Genomic DNA, 16310 nt, shown 5'->3' with positions numbered 1-16310 from the left:
GACCCCCCATGACTGAACTGAATCAACGCCTTAAGGCAATTCGCATCGTGCCAGTGATTGCGATTAATAATGCGGATGATGCTGTGCCGCTAGCAAAAACCTTGGTCGATAACGGCCTACCGTGCGCTGAAATTACCTTTCGCACTGACGCGGCCGCCCGTGCTATTCGTCTCATGCGCGATGCCTATCCCGATATGCTGATTGGTGCCGGCACGGTACTCACTACAACCCAAGTCGACGCCGCAATTGACGCAGGCGCCGATTTTATTGTCAGCCCTGGGCTTAACCCAACCACAGTGAAACATTGCCAGCAATGCGGCATTCCTATCATCCCCGGGATCAACAACCCCAGCTTAGTCGAACAAGCCATGGAGCTGGGGCTGGATACATTGAAGTTTTTTCCTGCCGAAGCTTCAGGCGGCATTGCGATGTTAAAAGCATTATCTGCCGTGTATCCCGTGAGTTTCATGCCAACCGGCGGCGTGAGTGAGGCGAACGTAAGCGATTATCTCGCATTGCCTTCGGTGCTTGCATGTGGTGGCACTTGGATGGTCCCTGCCAAGTTGATTGACGCGCGCAACTGGGATCACATCGCAGCATTGGTTAAGGCGTTGTAATGGTTGTCACCTCAAGCAAGGACATCTTTTCCGCTTGAAAAAGATGCTGGATTCGCTCGCACTCGTCATCGCTTGTGCTTGCAACGTCAACGTGTCACCGATACCGTCTCTTCTCGATTTATAAAAGACGCTGGGTTAAAAACGGGGAGAGGCGGTATGTTGACCAAGGCACTTGAGCACGTTTTTGGGTTTTCATCATTTCGTGCAGGACAAGAGTCGGTGATTTCTCAGATAATGCAAGGGGAGTCGGCCTGTGCGATTTTTCCTACCGGTGCGGGTAAGTCATTGTGCTATCAACTACCAGCCACGCAACTGCCCCACTTAACCCTAGTGATTTCACCTTTGCTAGCATTAATGCATGATCAAATCGCATTTATGCGCCGTAAAGGTATTGCCGCCGCTACCATTGATTCCACACAGACTCCCGAGCAAACTAAACAAGTGATGGAGCAAATCCGCTGCGGTGATATCAAAGTCCTGATGATTTCGGTCGAGCGGTTAAACAACGAACGCTTTCGCCAATTTATTGCCCCTATCCCCATCTCTTTATTGGTCATAGATGAAGCACATTGTATCTCTGAGTGGGGACATAATTTTCGCCCCGATTACCTCAAACTCCCCGCTTATCGACAGCAATTAAATATTCCTCAGGTATTGCTTCTCACCGCTACTGCAACACCCGCGGTTGTCGAGGACATGCAAAAAAAATTCGCGATCCCAGCAAGTAACACGACATTAACCGGGTTTTATCGCTCCAACCTTTACCTGAATGTGGTCGCCGTGGAAGAGGATCAAAAACGGCAAGCGCTGGTTGATCAGTTGCAGCCTGCTCCCCACTTACCAACTGTCATTTATGTCACCCAGCAGCAAACCGCCGAGGATGTCGCCCAGTGGCTACAAACCCAGCATATCCCCGCGACGGCTTACCATGCCGGTATGAGTCACGATACGCGTGTATCAATACAAGAAGCCTTTATGGCGGGCCGATCACCATGTATTGTCGCGACCATCGCCTTTGGTATGGGGGTCGACAAGGCTGATATCCGGCGTGTCATCCATTTTGATTTGCCTAAATCGATCGAGAACTATAGCCAAGAGATTGGCCGCGCGGGACGAGATGGCCACCAGGCAACGTGCACTGTGCTCGCCAACCAATCGAGCCTGAATGTACTGGAAAATTTTATCTACGGCGATACGCCAGACAAAACGGCGATCCAGGGGCTACTGGAAGAAATAAAACAAGCCGGTCAACAATGGGAAGTCATGCTACACAGTCTGTCACGGACGTATAATATACGGCTTTTGCCGCTTAAAACCTTGCTGGTTTATTTAGAAATGGCCGGTGTAATCACCAGCCAATACAGTTATTTTGCCGATGTGAAGTTCCAATCCGTTGAGTCACCAGAAACCATTACGGCTAAATTTCAGGGTGAGCGGCGCGAATTTGTCGCCCAACTATTTACGTGCGCGGTCAAAGCTAAAACCTGGTACAAGATGAATTTCCAACAACTGTGGCAACGCTTTGGGGCAGAGAGAAAGCGCGCGTTAGCGGCACTGGACTATTTTCACGAGCAAGGTTGGATATCACTTGCCACCCAACAGGCCACGCAAGTCTTTTCGGTCAGTCCCCATGAGATTGATGTTCAAGCGCAGGCCGAACAATTACATAACCTTTTTGCTAAAAAGGAAGAGAGCGAACTGACCCGCATCAACCAATTACTGGCTTTATTGGCCTCTTCAACCTGTATTAGTCAGCGCCTTGCCGACTACTTTGGTGATCGCGACGCGCCAATCACCTGTGGTCACTGTTCGGTATGCCAAGGACATATTGCTCAGCTACCCCCCCGCCCTGAATTACCCGCGATCGATGTGCACGCATTATCATCATGGTGCCAGCACTTCGCGGCCGCTTGCCACGACACGCCAAGCGACGCTGCGATGACACGTTTTTTACTCGGGCTGTCTTCACCGCTTCATACCAAAATCAAGGCGAAGACAATACCTGGTTTTGGCGCCCTTGCGTCGTATCCGTTTCAAATGGTCAACGCTCGCGTGCTCGCTGAGCACGGTGCCAAACAATAACGGATAACAATGCGGCGCATCCAGCTTAGCAACGCTCGGAGCGCCACCTCATGCCGCTAGCACTGCCACAATCGGGTGTATCACCCCGAACGCACTACCCTCTCAGTTTTACGGAAAAAGTGACATTTATCCCCAGCTGCCAATATTTTGTTCATATACTTGTAGTAATGGTCGCATGCATTGCGCGCCATCATTTCTAGCCATTGCCAGATTCAAGGGTTGTTTATGCGGCATTCTGGGGTGTTATCTGTGGTCACTCGTATCATCGTTGTGGTTCTGAGCATTGGCGTTCTCTTGACCATCACGCTGAGTGTTGACGCTGAGCAAAACCAACAATCCAAGCCACAAAGCCCTGTTTTAAAAGTGGCGAACTCGCATGCTTGGCGACCATTTTCCTATCTTGACCGCAATCAAGAGCCAAAAGGGATCCTAATTGATTTTTGGAAAGAGTTTGGCAAACGTAACGGCTATCAAATTGAATTTGTGCTAACTGATTGGCAACAATCGATTGATGCTGTGCGAAGCGGTCAAGCCGATGTTCACGCAGGCTTACTTCGCTCACCAGAACGTTTAGCGTTTATGGATTTCGGCACCCCACTTTTTAGCATCGATACGCAAGTGTTCTTCAGCCAAGCTCTCACGGGCGTATCGGCGGATTATGTGTTAGCGGGCGACACCGACCACGCAGTCGGTGTTGTGCAAGGCGGGTACGAAGAAGAGTTTATGAGAACCGAATTTCCAGACGTAACGCTACAGCTCTTCCCGAATAACCAAGCCATGCTTGATGCAGCGTTATCTGCAGACATCCAAGCATTCGTCGCCGATCTGCAAGTCGCCAATTATCACCTTTATACCACCACTAACCAAAATTTGTTTATACCCGTCAGGCACCTCTATACAGAAATGTTATATGCCGGTTTTGCGAAAGGGAAGACGGCATTACTCAATCAAGTTGATAATAAATTTGCTTGGCTCAACGATGAAACCAAGCGGCGGCTATTAAATCGCTGGGTATATTACGATGTCGAGACCGTCTATCCCGCGTATTTGTTACCAACGCTAATCGCCTTTGGTGTGATAGTGGGCATCAGCTATATCTTTTTACTGAAAAGAACGGTTAAACAGAAAACGCATGCGCTGCAAGCAGCCAATGACTTACTGCAAGCGCAAGCGATTACTGACTCTCTCACTCATCTTCACAACCGACGTTACTTCTATCAGTGCCTATATAGCCAAATGCGCGAAGTCAAGGGGATAACCCTGATGGTGTTCGATATTGATGACTTCAAAGCCTTTAACGATGGGTTCGGCCACGCACATGGCGACGAAGTGCTTTGCTTTGTCGCTCAAACAGCGCGGAGTCTATTACCCAATGACGCCGTGGTGGCAAGGATCGGGGGAGAGGAGTTTGCCGTGCTGCAGTATTTTTCTACCGCTGAGCGTGCCGTGGCGCAAGGCAAACTGCTGTGCAACGAGATATCAAGACAAAGCCTTGCGCTATTTAATCATCCATCTATGCCCGTCACAGTGAGTTTGGGCGTGGCTTACTACCCAAATGGTATGCCTCACAGTGAAATTGTTGATGCCGATAAAGCCATGTATCAAGCTAAAAAGCAGGGTAAGAACTGCGCCGTTTTGCACGAGATAAGCCAGTGAGAGCGGGCTTACGACATTGCAACATACAAAAAAGCGCCGCGAGGGCGCTTTCATGCAAGATAATATTGTTTACTTAACCCATCAAGTTATAAAGCAACGCTGAAATCGCTAGCATACCTGTCACAAAGATAAAGTAAGTACCCGCTTTGCCGCGATACTGCGACAGCGCTTTGACTTTGTAGGCCGCAACCGTTGGCATAATAAATAAGATCATCGCAATCACAGGCCCAGACAATGCGCCCATCATATCGAGGATGCTGGGGTTAATCACCGCACACCACCAAATAGCAAAAAACATCACCACCACGCCGAGCTTATCGGCCTTTTTATAAGTGAGTTTGCTATGTTTGGTGACCAAGCCGTTCAGACTTTCGCGTGCACCGAGGAAATGCCCCAAGAACGATGATGTGATAGCAATAAAGGCGACCAAAGGCCCTAAGGTGCCAATAAATGGATTTTGGGTGACATTAGCAAGGTATGAGAGCACAGACACATTTTGCGCCTTCGCTTCCGCCATTTGTGCCGGGGTGAGCGTCAACACGCACGAGAAAACAAACAGGAGTACAAAGGCAACTAACATCACGCCCGCGCGTTTAAGAATTTGCTCTGACTTGCCTTGGGCATCATCACCATAGTGACGGCGCTGAATGTTGGCAAAGCTAGAAATCGCCGCCGCATGGCTGAACGAGAAAATCACTACTGGCACGGCGAGCCATAGATTCATGCCCAGTTCTCCCATCCCGGGCATAGCGAGGTTCGGTGCTTGCCATGATGGTATTAGGTAAAAAGACAAAAACGCCAAGATAGCAACCAGCGGATAAACCATCGCCGCAAATGCACGCAGCATCAGGCGCTCGCCCCCCATCATGATCGCAATCATACCTGCGACTAGCACACCAGACAGCATGACACGGTTTGGCGACGCCCACCCGAGTTGATTAACCAAAAAGCTATCAACTGTATTAGTCAGCCCAACGCCATATATCAACAAAATGGGGAAAATAGAAAGAAAATACAGCACGGAGATCAAACGGCCTGCATGGCTGCCGAAGTGTTCGGCAACCACATCGGTGAAATCGGCATCTTTGTGGCGAGACGACAACACAAAGCGCGCTAAGCCTCGGTGAGCCATAAACGTCATCGGAAACGCCAGTACGGCCATAATCATGAGTGGCCAAAAGCCCCCCATCCCGAGATTAATGGGAAGGAACAGGATCCCGGCCCCCACCGCTGTACCGAACAAGCTGAGTGCCCAATGGGTATCATGTTGGGTCCAGCGGTGCGATACACTTTTTGAGGAGATATCTATAGTCTGGTTCACGTCAAACTCTCTTAGTTATAATATTTTGTGCGGCTGCATAGTAGCGAGTTCAACTTAAAGTATCACATAAATGTAATAGATATATGTCCTAATTGTTTTGTTAAATACTTGTCACATAATCTAGGTCAAAATCTAAAAAGCAGTTTATAACTCTATTAATACCCTAAATTTCCAACATAAACCTCCAAATTATCAAGCAAAGACAGATTGATTGAATTGTTTGCAAAATAATGCAACAACCACATTTTCGTTCGCAACATGTTGACAATGTGTAACAACTCATCTCTCAGTTTTTGATGATAAATTATTCACCTGTTACATTTCGCTCGCGTGAGCAATTAGCGAGGACGATCACACGCTGCAAGTGGCAAGGCGTTTATCCTGTGCTGACCGACGTGTTCTCCAACTCCGCGATAGGCCAGCTTATGCGTGAACCCATTATTATCGACTGCGATCCCGGCCATGACGATGCCATTGCACTGGTGATGGCTTGTGCACTCCCCCAGCTTGATATCAAAGCAGTCACCACCAGTGCCGGAAATCAAACCCCAGATAAAACCCTTTACAACGCCAGACGCATTTTGACTTTGTTGCAACAAACACACATCCCTATCGCGGGTGGCGCACATAAACCACTCACCCGTGAGCTCATTATTGCTGATAATGTTCACGGTGAGTCGGGCTTGGATGGTCCTGCGCTGCCAGAGCCCACGATGGACGCCCATCCTGATAATGCTGTTAACCTAATGGCCAGTGTGCTTCAAGACGCTGACCAGCCTATTACCTTGGTCGCGACTGGCCCTTTAACCAACGTGGCTCTACTCCTGGCCGCCTACCCGGATTTAACCAACCGGATTAAGCAGATTGTGCTGATGGGAGGCGGTGTGACCTTGGGCAATTGGACACCAGCAGCCGAGTTTAATATTTATGTCGACCCAGAAGCCGCTGATCGCGTGTTTCGCGCTGGGATCCCAATCACCATGTTTGGATTAGATGTTACCCACCAAGCGTTAGTCAAAGATGAAGATGTGGCTTCCATCCGTGGCATCGATAATCCCGTGGCACAGACAGTTGCGGGTTGGCTTGATTTCTTTATGCGCTATCACCGCGATCCCAAGTGGCGCTTAGACGGCTCACCGCTGCACGATCCCTGCACCATCGCGTGGCTGGTGATGCCCGAGCTCTTCGAGTGTGAATCACTATGGGTGGGTGTCGAGACACAAGGGACGTTAACCACTGGAATGACGGTCGTCGACCGCTATCACGTCACGGGCAATCTCGCCAATACCGAGGTGGCAATGGCCGTCGATCGAAAGGGCTTTATCAACTTGCTATACGATTGCTTGCGCCAATACCACTAAAAAGCGCGGCTTTGTGCCGCGCTTTATCGTCATCTTGGGTCATAAAACGGTTTCGGTCATAACGCGACCGCCTTAGCGACAGTGCATTAGTATCGCGCTGTCACACTGACACCGTTAAAAGCAGTGTAACCATTAAGCATCACGTGATAGCGACCGTTTTGTGTGCTTTGTACCGTACACACTTCACTATTGCCGTAGTTGTATGGACGGCAGTCCCAGCTATTTAAAGTTGGTTTCGCCCCATAGCGTAGGTACAAATCTGCATCGCCTGAGCCCCCGCTGATATTGACCGTTAGACGTTGCCCCGCGTCAACATCAACGTAAAAGAATCGCTGCGTACCTTGTGCCCCAGAAATACCCTTGACTGGCTGGCCATTTTTGAGCTCATTTTTTGGCCCTGGCGTTGGGTCACAATCAGGCTCACAACTGCTATCCGCTTGGCTATAGAGCAGTTTGTTAACCGAACCACGAGGATCACTGATTTTATTTACGCTAGCACGGTTGCTAATTAAGCTCTCGACTTGTGCTGGCGATAGGCTATTGTTTTCTTGTAAATACAAGGCCGCAACACCGGCAACATGAGGTGTCGCCATTGACGTGCCACTGATGGTGCGATAACCACCGTCATACCAGGCAGATTTGATTTGCGAGCCTGGTGCAAATACATCAAGACAGCTGCCCCAGTTGGAGAAACTTGATCGGCTATCGCTGCTTGTTGTTGAGCCCACGGTGACGCCACTTGGCTCACGGGCCGGCGAGCTGTTACACGCATCGGCATTGGAATTGCCAGCCGCCAGCATAAAGCTCACACCCGATTGCACCGCACTGGCAACCGCACGATCCAGTGCTGTAGACACACCACCACCTAAGCTCATGTTTGCCACCGATGGTCCACTGGCATTGGCAGCCACCCAATCAACCCCGCCAATCACACCGGACGTTGAGCCCGAACCACTACAGCTCAGCACTCTCACCCCAACAATGTCGACATTTTTAGCGACGCCATATTGGCTACCACCGATAGTGCCGGCCACATGGGTGCCGTGACCGTTACAGTCTGACGCGTCATTATCGTTATCAATAAAATCATAGCCAGAGCGAGCACGACCACCAAACTCTACATGTGACGTTGTCACACCTGTATCGATGACGTACGCCGTCACACCTGTGCCATCAAAATTGGTACTGTAATTGTTATCCAAAGGCAGGTTACGTTGGTCAATGCGATCCAACCCCCAAACTGGATTACTCTGATTGGCGTTTGGGGTGATTACCGGGTCCAAGGAAATCGTCTTATCTTGCTCGATAAAGTCCACTTGCTCGTCCATACGCAACGCGCGCAGTTGCTCTGGCGTCAATTTGGCCACAAAGCCACTCAGCGAGCGATCAAACACTTTCTCAACTTTAACCGCATGTTGGTTGACCATGCTTGAAACGGTCTGCTGAGTGAAGGTTTGTAGCGCTTGTGGATCGTCGCTGAGCGTCATCGGTTGTTTGAATACCACAATGTATTGGTCTTCAATCCCCTGCTTGTCTGACGCGACAACGAGTGGCGCTAGCGTTTGCTGCTGAGAGATCGCTTGTTTACCCTCTTCCTGTTTTGCGAGCGCGGCAGGCGATGCAGCGACTAATGCTGATGCAATACAGCAGCTAAGTACATGCTTTAACATATTGTATTCCTTACAATGGTTAAACGTATCAAAAATTAATTGCCTACAAATAACAACAAGCACGTTTATAAAGCTATGCATCAACAGCAGTTTTTTCCGCAGAGAAAATCGCTTTATTTATCCAACTTACCAGCATTATTTACTATTGCATCAGCAGCATAAATTTTAACTTTTTGTTTACAAAGTATTTATGTAGGCCATCTGTGAGCACTTAACACTTTTTTACTAAAAATGATTGATGAACAGTTCTTTGATGCTGCTCACAGCTAAAATGAAAGTGAATTAATACATGCAGTTAGAGAGTGAGATTGATTGGCATAAAAAAGCCAGTGACAGAGCACTGGCCGGTAAGATACTCGGTGTTCAACCTAATTTAACTTGGCTGCTCATGCACCAACACGCCGCCTTCAAGCGCCCCTACTAATACATTCGGAACGTCAGTTTCATCAGAGGTAACAGCAATACGCGTGCCCGGCCCAATCGCTGAGATAGGGGCTGCCATCATCAAAGAGCCACGCTCACCGTCATCAACAAGCTTCCACGATGGCGCGGCTGCCGCATGGTCATTGGCATATAGCCGACACTTGTTTCTGTCAGGTTCAATTAAACAGTCCAGGCCATACTCAATGTCGTCATAAAAAAACGACCACTGATAATAACCCGCATTGACGCTGCAAGGGGTTTTGATAAAACTCAACGCCTCTGCGTTATCTTGGGTTAAGGTAATAAAGCGCTGTGCATCTGGCACCATCGCTAAATACCCCAGTGATTTGCCATTGGCATCGGTGACCGCGAGCTTTACCTCTTGCTCAACCATCGCGCGCTCATGATCGCCAATGTCTGGCAACATGGAATCGGGTTGTACTGAAAACGCCATTGTGTCGCTCCTTTGGTTGCTTCGCACCACTCTTAACAGTTATGTAACAACCAAAGATATAGATCAATTTCTCGGAAAAGTTTAGTGATTTAATTGCATAATATGTTGATGAACCGCTCGATACGATCATCATGCCCGTTGGTCGAACAACGACGTTGATTGTGGCTTCAAAACAATCGCTGCTAAGATCGTAGTGTATAGTGTCGCACCTATCGCAACCATGATTAACATCACCCAGTCTGCGGCACCATTAAGCATCGCAAGTGAGGAGCCCGTTAACGGTGGCGCTGATAGAGCACAGACAAGGCCGACTACAATACTGAACACAAAAGCGCGCTTGGCGCTGCGCAAAGAAAAGCGACGAAAAATCACTAACGACACTACAGGCAAACCCACTAAAAATAATAACCATCCCCAGTAAGGAGCGGCTGAGTACAGTAGTACGGTAAAAATTGCGTCAAGAGTCATGTCCGCCTCCATTAAATTTTTCCATCCAACATCGCTTGATAGGCTGGTAACAACATTTGTTCTTTCATTACCCAAGCCATCCAAGTTTCTTCTGTTGGACTAATAAACGGGAAAGAAGGGAGTAATTTTCCACCGTAACCGAACTCAGCCAGAATCGCTTTGCCGAACCCAGTGATCAATGGGCAAGAGGTATATCCATTGAACTCAGCCTCTAAAGGCTTGTCGTTCAGATAACTTAAGAGGTTTGCCTCAACGATGGGAACTTGTTTTTTTACACTTGCAGCCGTTTTCGATAGCGGAATACCGGTCACATCACCAATGCCAAATACATTGGGGAAATTGGGATGTTGTAGCGTATATTGGTCTGCCGCCATCCATTCGCCCTTATGAGGACCTTGATTCCAAACCAGATCACTATGCTTGATCACATCGGGCGCACTCATTGGAGGCACGACGTGGATATAATCATACGCTTCGACTAGTGTCTTTCCCGTTGCGGTGAGTGAGAAGCGTGCTTTTTTGTTGGTCGGATCGATGCCAATCAACGTTTTCTGATCAGCAATGTCTACCCCTTGGTCACCAAAGCGCGCCATGACAAAGTCGTTATAAACGGGAATCGAAAACAATCGATCTTTAAACGGCGTGGCGAAGCTCACATCAAATGCATGACGCCGGCCAGTTTGCTCAAGACGGGCGAGAGAGGTAAAGGTCATTTTAAGTGGCGCACCTGCGCACTTGATGGGAGTTTCAGCAAGAGTAAATATAGCTTTGCCCTCGCCTTTATTCATAAACTGTTTAAACGCCGTATCCGTTGCCAGTGCACCTTCTGGCCCCGGATAAACACTACCAATACCATGCTGACCGATAAGACGTTCATCCATTCCCTCAATGTGGGTGTAATTAAGTTGGGTGCCCATGGCAACAACGAGTACGTCATAGCTGAGCGTCGTTCCATTCTCAAGTACAACTTTTTGTTGTTCAGGTAAAAACGCACTGGCATTTTGTTCATGCCAGGTTATGCCGGGAGGCAGCCATTGCTCTGTAGTTGATAAGACTTGAGATGCTTTCCATAACCCAGATGCCACCAAAGTTTGTCCAGGCTGATACAGGTGACGCTGACGTGCACCCACTAATACTATCTGATCAGCGGAAAGGTGTTGCACAAGGCGATTAGCCAACGAGATACCGGCAGCGCCATTCCCGACAATAACGACCTTGGCGCGCGTCTGAGCGCGTGAGGGTAAGCTTGCCGGCATCAAGCTTATCGCGCCTGCGCCTGCCAGTAGTTTTAAAAATCGGCGTCGTTCTAGATTCGAATTTTGATACGACATGACCACTCTCACTAATTAAGACATCGCTTAATTAGTAGTTATGAATCAAAATAAGCGCAACATCATTAGATAGCTTTTGTGGCTTTATTCACAATTCAATCAAGAGTCATTACCGCATTAACCACCAGCGCATTAAGCGTTTGTACCAGCGGTTGTACGGGGGTTTGACTAAAAAGCTGGTGTCCCATTTATCACGGGTGAGGACGGTTTTACGGTGGCTAAAGGTATAAAAGCCTTCAATGCCGTGGTAATGCCCCATGCCAGAGTCACCAATGCCGCCAAAAGGCGCATCTTCGGCAGCGACATGGAACAAGGTTTCATTAATCCCCATACCGCCAGCGTGAAGCTGCGTGGTGACCTGCGCGCGTATCTCAGCGTCATTGCTCATCAAATACAAAGCGAGCGGTCGCGGGCGCGCCTGAATATAAAGCAATGCCTCAGAGATATCTTGATAGGTAACCACAGGCAGGAGCGGGCCAAAAATCTCTTCTTGCATCACCCGCATATCATCGGTGACTTGGGTCAGTAGCTGAGTTGGCCAGCGTCGTTTTTCCGCAGTTGGCATGGTTTGCTGGTCGAGTGCACACCAGCGACGCGCACCCTTATCGAGCGCATCTTGGAGTGTTTCTTCTAGCCGCGTCGCTTGGGGTTGATTAACGATCTGGCTGTAATCTTGATTGGCCTCAAAGTCAGGATACATAGCACGAAATGCACGTTGATAGGCGTGTATAAAGGCTTCTTGCCGATGTTCAGGGCAAAGCACATAGTCGGGGGCAACACATATCTGCCCAGCATTTAAGCACTTCCCGTAAATGAGCCGTGAGACAGCCACGTCCATATCAATTTGATCATCAATGATCACCGGCGATTTACCCCCAAGTTCGAGGGTCACCGGGGTCAAATTATCGGCCGCCGCCAGCATGACTTGACGTCCGACCTGGGTTGAGCCGGTGAAAAAGAGATGGTCGAACTCTAACTCGGTAAAGCGGCGCGACACTTCAACTTCACCTTCAACCACGGCCACTTCGTTTGGGCTAAACACCTCAGCGATTAACGCGCGTAATACCTGGTTGGTGTTGGGCGTGAACTCCGAAAGCTTAAGCATTACCCGATTGCCCGCGGCCAACGCGCAAATCAGCGGACTCACTGCCAGCATAATCGGAAAGTTCCAAGGAACAATGATCCCAACCACGCCTTTTGGCTGGGAGTGCACGACCAATTTGGTGCCTAGCAGAGTAATACCAGGACGCCGTTTTTGCGGCTTCATCCATCGCTTTAATCGACGACGGGTGTAATCAATTTGGTGCAGCAAAGGCAAGATGTCGGCAATTTCAGTATCAACGGGCGCACGGTAGCCGTAATCGTCGCTAAGGGCTTGTTGTAACGCAGACGATTTTTGCTTGATGGCCTGACGCAAGCGCAGAAGCGCGTCGCGACGATGGCTGTACTCTAAAAAAGGACACTGAGACACCTGTTCTTTTTGCGCGTCGAATGCCTCTCGCATCTCTTTAACCGTTTCCAACCACTGTGAGCCTGACTCTGTCATCCTTGCCTCCTCTGCCGATACAAGATCGCGATACACCACTTCTTCATTGATGACATAGCCACCTTGTTTACGCAACAGCGCTTGACCGATATAGCGTCACTGTTCACAGGCCCCTCTCCGCGCAAACCTGATCGTTATCATGATAAAGCTCACAACATCATCATTATTTCCATACATTTTGCGAGGAATAACAAATAAGAAACAAAAAGTAACGTCATATTCACAAAGCAAGTTTAGTATACTCCTCGCCTAATAAATAAGACAACGCACTCCGCTCACTTAAACAGGCTGAGTGGGCGTCATCACTGTGCCAACAACCTACGAATGAGCAAATTAAAACGATGAGACGAAATCAAGACATTACCGATGCCGTTGGCGAAACCTTCTCGATCCATGTCAATGGCGAGACGGTTCCCGCCATCGCTGGAGAAAGCGTGCTAAGCACCTTGCTCGCAAGCAATATCCGTGCGCTATCTAAAAATGATTATGGCCGGTTAGCCAGTGCCTATTGCGGCATGGGCGTGTGTCATTGCTGCACGCTGGAAATCAACGGCCGCCATAAACAACGTGCGTGTCAAGTTGCCGTTCAACCGGATATGGATGTCCGCACTGAAGCCAATATTGTGGTTGAGAACACGGATCTTGAAAGCCACACCGTCGAGCAAGGAGAAACCCATGTCTAAGCCTGTTGTTATTGTTGGTGCTGGACCTGCTGGTCTCTCTGCAGCGGTCACACTGGCCAAGCACAAGGTTGCCAGTATTATTGTTGATGAAGCCCCCAAACCCGGTGGCGTCGTCTATCGTGGCCCGTGGCGAGAGACCAACGCACTGCCCCATTTGGATGACAAATGGAAGGCCACCTCACAAACCCTGCGCGAACAATATCACCAGCATCAGGATTTGATTGACCTACTCAGTTTGACGCGGGTACTGGGGCCAATGGCGGATCAACATCTCCTCACTGCTCATGAAGATACGCTATCAACGATTGACTATGAGCAGTTGATCCTCGCCACCGGTTGCCAAGAGCGCAGCATTCCCTTTCCTGGCTGGGATATGCCAGGGGTGATGCTTCTTGGGGGGATCCAACTGCAAATAAAAAGCGGCTTGGTTCGTCCCGGGCACCGCTGCGTGATCACCGGCACAGGGCCTTTGCTTGTACTGGTTGCTTGTCAGCTTCACAAAGCCGGTTGTGATATCGCCGGTATCTATGAAGCGGCGCCGTTTAAAGACTTGGCACGTGAAACGCTCGCCCTCCTCAACCGTCCACAGCTCGCGCTAGATGGCCTCTCCATGATGATGTATCTCAAACGCCACCATATTCCGATGCATTACGGCTGGGGCGCAGTCAAAGCCTCGGGTGACCCCCAAGTCGAGCAAGTCACGGTTGCCCCCTACAGTAAAGACTGGCACCCAGATGTTAGCCGTGCCGAAACCATAAATGCCGATGTACTTGGTGTGGGTTACGGCTTTGCAGCACGCTCTCAGCTTGCGCAACTAATGGGGCTAGATATGCAGTACGATCATATGAGCGGGGCGATCCCCGTGGTGGACGAGTGGCAACGAGCCAGCCTCGACAATGTTTACTGCGCAGGTGATACCGTAAAATTTGCCGGCGCAGAAGCCGCCATGTTGGAAGGAAAGATTGCGGCATATTCAGCACTGAAAGCTCGCAATATTTCAATGCCGAATCTTGATAATGAGTTTAAGGCTCTGCGTCATCAGCTCGAAAAGAGCTACCGTTTCCGTAAAGGCTTTGATACGGCAGGCTACCGCCGCCCGGGCCTGCTCAGTTTGCCGGAAAAAGACACAGTGATCTGTCGCTGCGAACAAGTGAAAAAGGCGGACATTGATAACGCCATCAATCAAGGCGTCAAGGATGTCATTACATTGAAAATGCGTACCCGCGTCACCATGGGTGACTGCCAAGGAAAAACCTGTGCACACTACTGCTACGACCGACTCAATGAGAGCACGACGTCGCCTCAACCTTTGATTCGCCCTCGATTCCCACTCGACCCTATTCCTTTTGCTGCGTTGGAGGATGACGCATGAAACAGTACGACATCGTAATTTGTGGCGGCGGCGTGATCGGCGCGTCAGTGGCTTATCATTTAAGCCGCGAGCGCGACTTATCCATCGCCGTTGTGGACTATAAATACCCCGGAAACGCCTCGCGTGCGTCAGCCGGTGGTCTATGGGCGATGGGCGAGTCAACCGGCCTTGGCTGCGGCGTTATCCTGTTTAAGACCCTTTCTAAGCAGATGCAAGAAAGCGGCGAAGGTGGATCACCAGAGATCAAACCGCACATTATGCCCAAGCCGTTCTTCGATATGACGATGCTGTCTAACCAGCTCTATCCGGCATTGTATGATGACCTGATGACGCATCACGGTGTGGACTTTAAGTTTGAGCGTACCGGTCTGAAGTTTGTCATGTTTGATAAGTACGACAAACTCTATGCCGAGCACATTGCGGCCGCCATACCTGATCGCCAAGAGCATGTCCGCTGGGTGTCTCAAGAAGACCTTCACGCACAAGAGCCTAACGTGTCGCGCGCGGCAATTGGTGCGATGGAGTTTGAGGGGGATCACCAAATCAACCCCTATCGCCTCAACGAGGCCTATTTGGAAGCAGCACGGCAAAACGGTGTCGAGCTATACCTCAATACCAAAGTCACGGGTGTGGTGAGACAAGGTAACCGCGTTGTCGCGGTTGAAACAGAAAACGGCAAGCTAGGTTGTGGCACCATGATCAATGCGGGTGGCGCATGGGCGGAAAAACTCAGCTTGTGGGCAACGGGGATGCCAATGCCTGTCTTCCCAGTCAAAGGCCAAGTGATCGTCTCCGAGAAGCTACCTAAGCTTTTAAATGGCTGTTTAACCACCAGTGATTGTTATATCGCCCAAAAAGATAACGGCGAAGTCTTGATTGGCTCAACCACCGAAGAGCGTGGTTTTGACACCACCACAGACATGAAGTACATCAAACAGCTGGCACAAGGCGCCATGAAGTCTATCCCCGAGCTGAAGAAGATGAATATCAAGCGCTGCTGGGCAGGCTTGCGTCCGGGCTCACCGGATGAGCTGCCGATTCTTGGTGCAGTGCCGGGTATTGACGGTTACCTCAATGCATGTGGGCATTTCCGTACCGGTATGTTGACCTCTGCCATCACCGGAAAGGTGATGAATGAAGTGGTACGTGGTCTGCCAACCACCATTGATCTCGCGCCGTTCTCCTATACACGCTTTTTGGACAGCCAAGGAAAAATGATCGGGAATTACCACTTAGACGTGGCCTTACCTTAACTGCCAAACGGCCCTAACGGTCTTCAAAGCCTGCTCGCCGCAGGCTTTTTTGTTATTAAGCTGTAACTTATCG

General features: G+C 49.7%; 13 protein-coding genes. 7 read left to right on the top strand and 6 right to left on the bottom strand.

Annotated features, from left to right (window positions below):
* Positions 1-8 precede the first annotated feature (8 nt).
* From BZG72_RS03430 to BZG72_RS03420, 3 genes are all read left to right on the top strand, one after another.
* On the top strand, positions 9-617 hold the full coding sequence (locus tag BZG72_RS03430) for a bifunctional 4-hydroxy-2-oxoglutarate aldolase/2-dehydro-3-deoxy-phosphogluconate aldolase (RefSeq protein ID WP_077666090.1): 609 nt from the start codon (positions 9-11) through the stop codon (positions 615-617).
* A 156-nt stretch (positions 618-773) separates the two neighbouring features.
* A complete protein-coding gene (locus BZG72_RS03425; protein ID WP_077666089.1) occupies positions 774-2699 on the top strand; it encodes a RecQ family ATP-dependent DNA helicase in 1926 nt (641 codons plus the stop codon).
* A gap of 225 nt (positions 2700-2924) precedes the next feature.
* Complete coding sequence (locus tag BZG72_RS03420) at positions 2925-4355, top strand: transporter substrate-binding domain-containing diguanylate cyclase (protein WP_077666088.1); 1431 nt, start codon at positions 2925-2927, stop codon at positions 4353-4355.
* A 73-nt stretch (positions 4356-4428) separates the two neighbouring features.
* On the opposite strand, the gene BZG72_RS03415 is transcribed toward BZG72_RS03420, so the two are convergent.
* Complete coding sequence (locus BZG72_RS03415; protein WP_046075692.1) at positions 4429-5676, bottom strand: aromatic amino acid transport family protein; 1248 nt, start codon at positions 5674-5676, stop codon at positions 4429-4431.
* Between the two features lie 425 nt (positions 5677-6101).
* On the opposite strand from BZG72_RS03415, the gene rihA reads away from it, so the two are divergent.
* On the top strand, positions 6102-7037 hold the full coding sequence (rihA, locus tag BZG72_RS03410) for a pyrimidine-specific ribonucleoside hydrolase RihA (RefSeq protein ID WP_046076034.1): 936 nt from the start codon (positions 6102-6104) through the stop codon (positions 7035-7037).
* An 86-nt stretch (positions 7038-7123) separates the two neighbouring features.
* Here the strand turns inward: rihA and BZG72_RS03405 are convergent, their stop codons facing one another.
* From BZG72_RS03405 to BZG72_RS03385, 5 genes are all read right to left on the bottom strand, one after another.
* Complete coding sequence (locus BZG72_RS03405; RefSeq protein ID WP_077666087.1) at positions 7124-8707, bottom strand: S8 family peptidase; 1584 nt, start codon at positions 8705-8707, stop codon at positions 7124-7126.
* 373 nt (positions 8708-9080) lie between these two features.
* Positions 9081-9584 (bottom strand): hypothetical protein, encoded by a 504-nt coding sequence (locus BZG72_RS03400; protein WP_077666086.1) that lies wholly within the window; start codon positions 9582-9584, stop codon positions 9081-9083.
* Between the two features lie 129 nt (positions 9585-9713).
* Complete coding sequence (locus BZG72_RS03395; protein ID WP_131828019.1) at positions 9714-10052, bottom strand: hypothetical protein; 339 nt, start codon at positions 10050-10052, stop codon at positions 9714-9716.
* Between the two features lie 11 nt (positions 10053-10063).
* The gene (locus BZG72_RS03390) at positions 10064-11383 is read right to left on the bottom strand and encodes an NAD(P)/FAD-dependent oxidoreductase (protein WP_077666085.1); all 1320 of its coding nucleotides are present in this window, start codon (positions 11381-11383) and stop codon (positions 10064-10066) included.
* 109 nt (positions 11384-11492) lie between these two features.
* Positions 11493-12929, bottom strand: a complete 1437-nt coding sequence (locus tag BZG72_RS03385) for a coniferyl aldehyde dehydrogenase (protein WP_077666084.1) — start codon at positions 12927-12929, stop codon at positions 11493-11495.
* A 341-nt stretch (positions 12930-13270) separates the two neighbouring features.
* Between BZG72_RS03385 and BZG72_RS03380 the strand changes: the two genes are divergently transcribed.
* From BZG72_RS03380 to BZG72_RS03370, 3 genes are read left to right on the top strand one after another with little or no spacing between them, the layout of a single operon-like run.
* Entirely contained in the window at positions 13271-13612 is a 342-nt protein-coding gene (locus BZG72_RS03380) for a (2Fe-2S)-binding protein (protein WP_077666083.1), read from the top strand.
* Positions 13605-14984, top strand: a complete 1380-nt coding sequence (locus BZG72_RS03375; RefSeq protein WP_077666082.1) for an FAD/NAD(P)-dependent oxidoreductase — start codon at positions 13605-13607, stop codon at positions 14982-14984. The genes BZG72_RS03380 and BZG72_RS03375 overlap by 8 nt, the downstream gene beginning before the upstream one ends.
* Positions 14981-16237, top strand: coding sequence for an NAD(P)/FAD-dependent oxidoreductase (locus BZG72_RS03370; protein ID WP_077666081.1), 1257 nt, complete (start codon positions 14981-14983; stop codon positions 16235-16237). The genes BZG72_RS03375 and BZG72_RS03370 overlap by 4 nt, the downstream gene beginning before the upstream one ends.
* Positions 16238-16310 lie beyond the last annotated feature (73 nt).

Source organism: Salinivibrio sp. PR6, assembly GCF_001995955.1.
Classification (GTDB): domain Bacteria; phylum Pseudomonadota; class Gammaproteobacteria; order Enterobacterales; family Vibrionaceae; genus Salinivibrio; species Salinivibrio siamensis.
The sequence above is the reverse complement of the archived record's forward strand: the minus strand, read 5'-3'. Positions and strand labels throughout refer to the sequence as shown.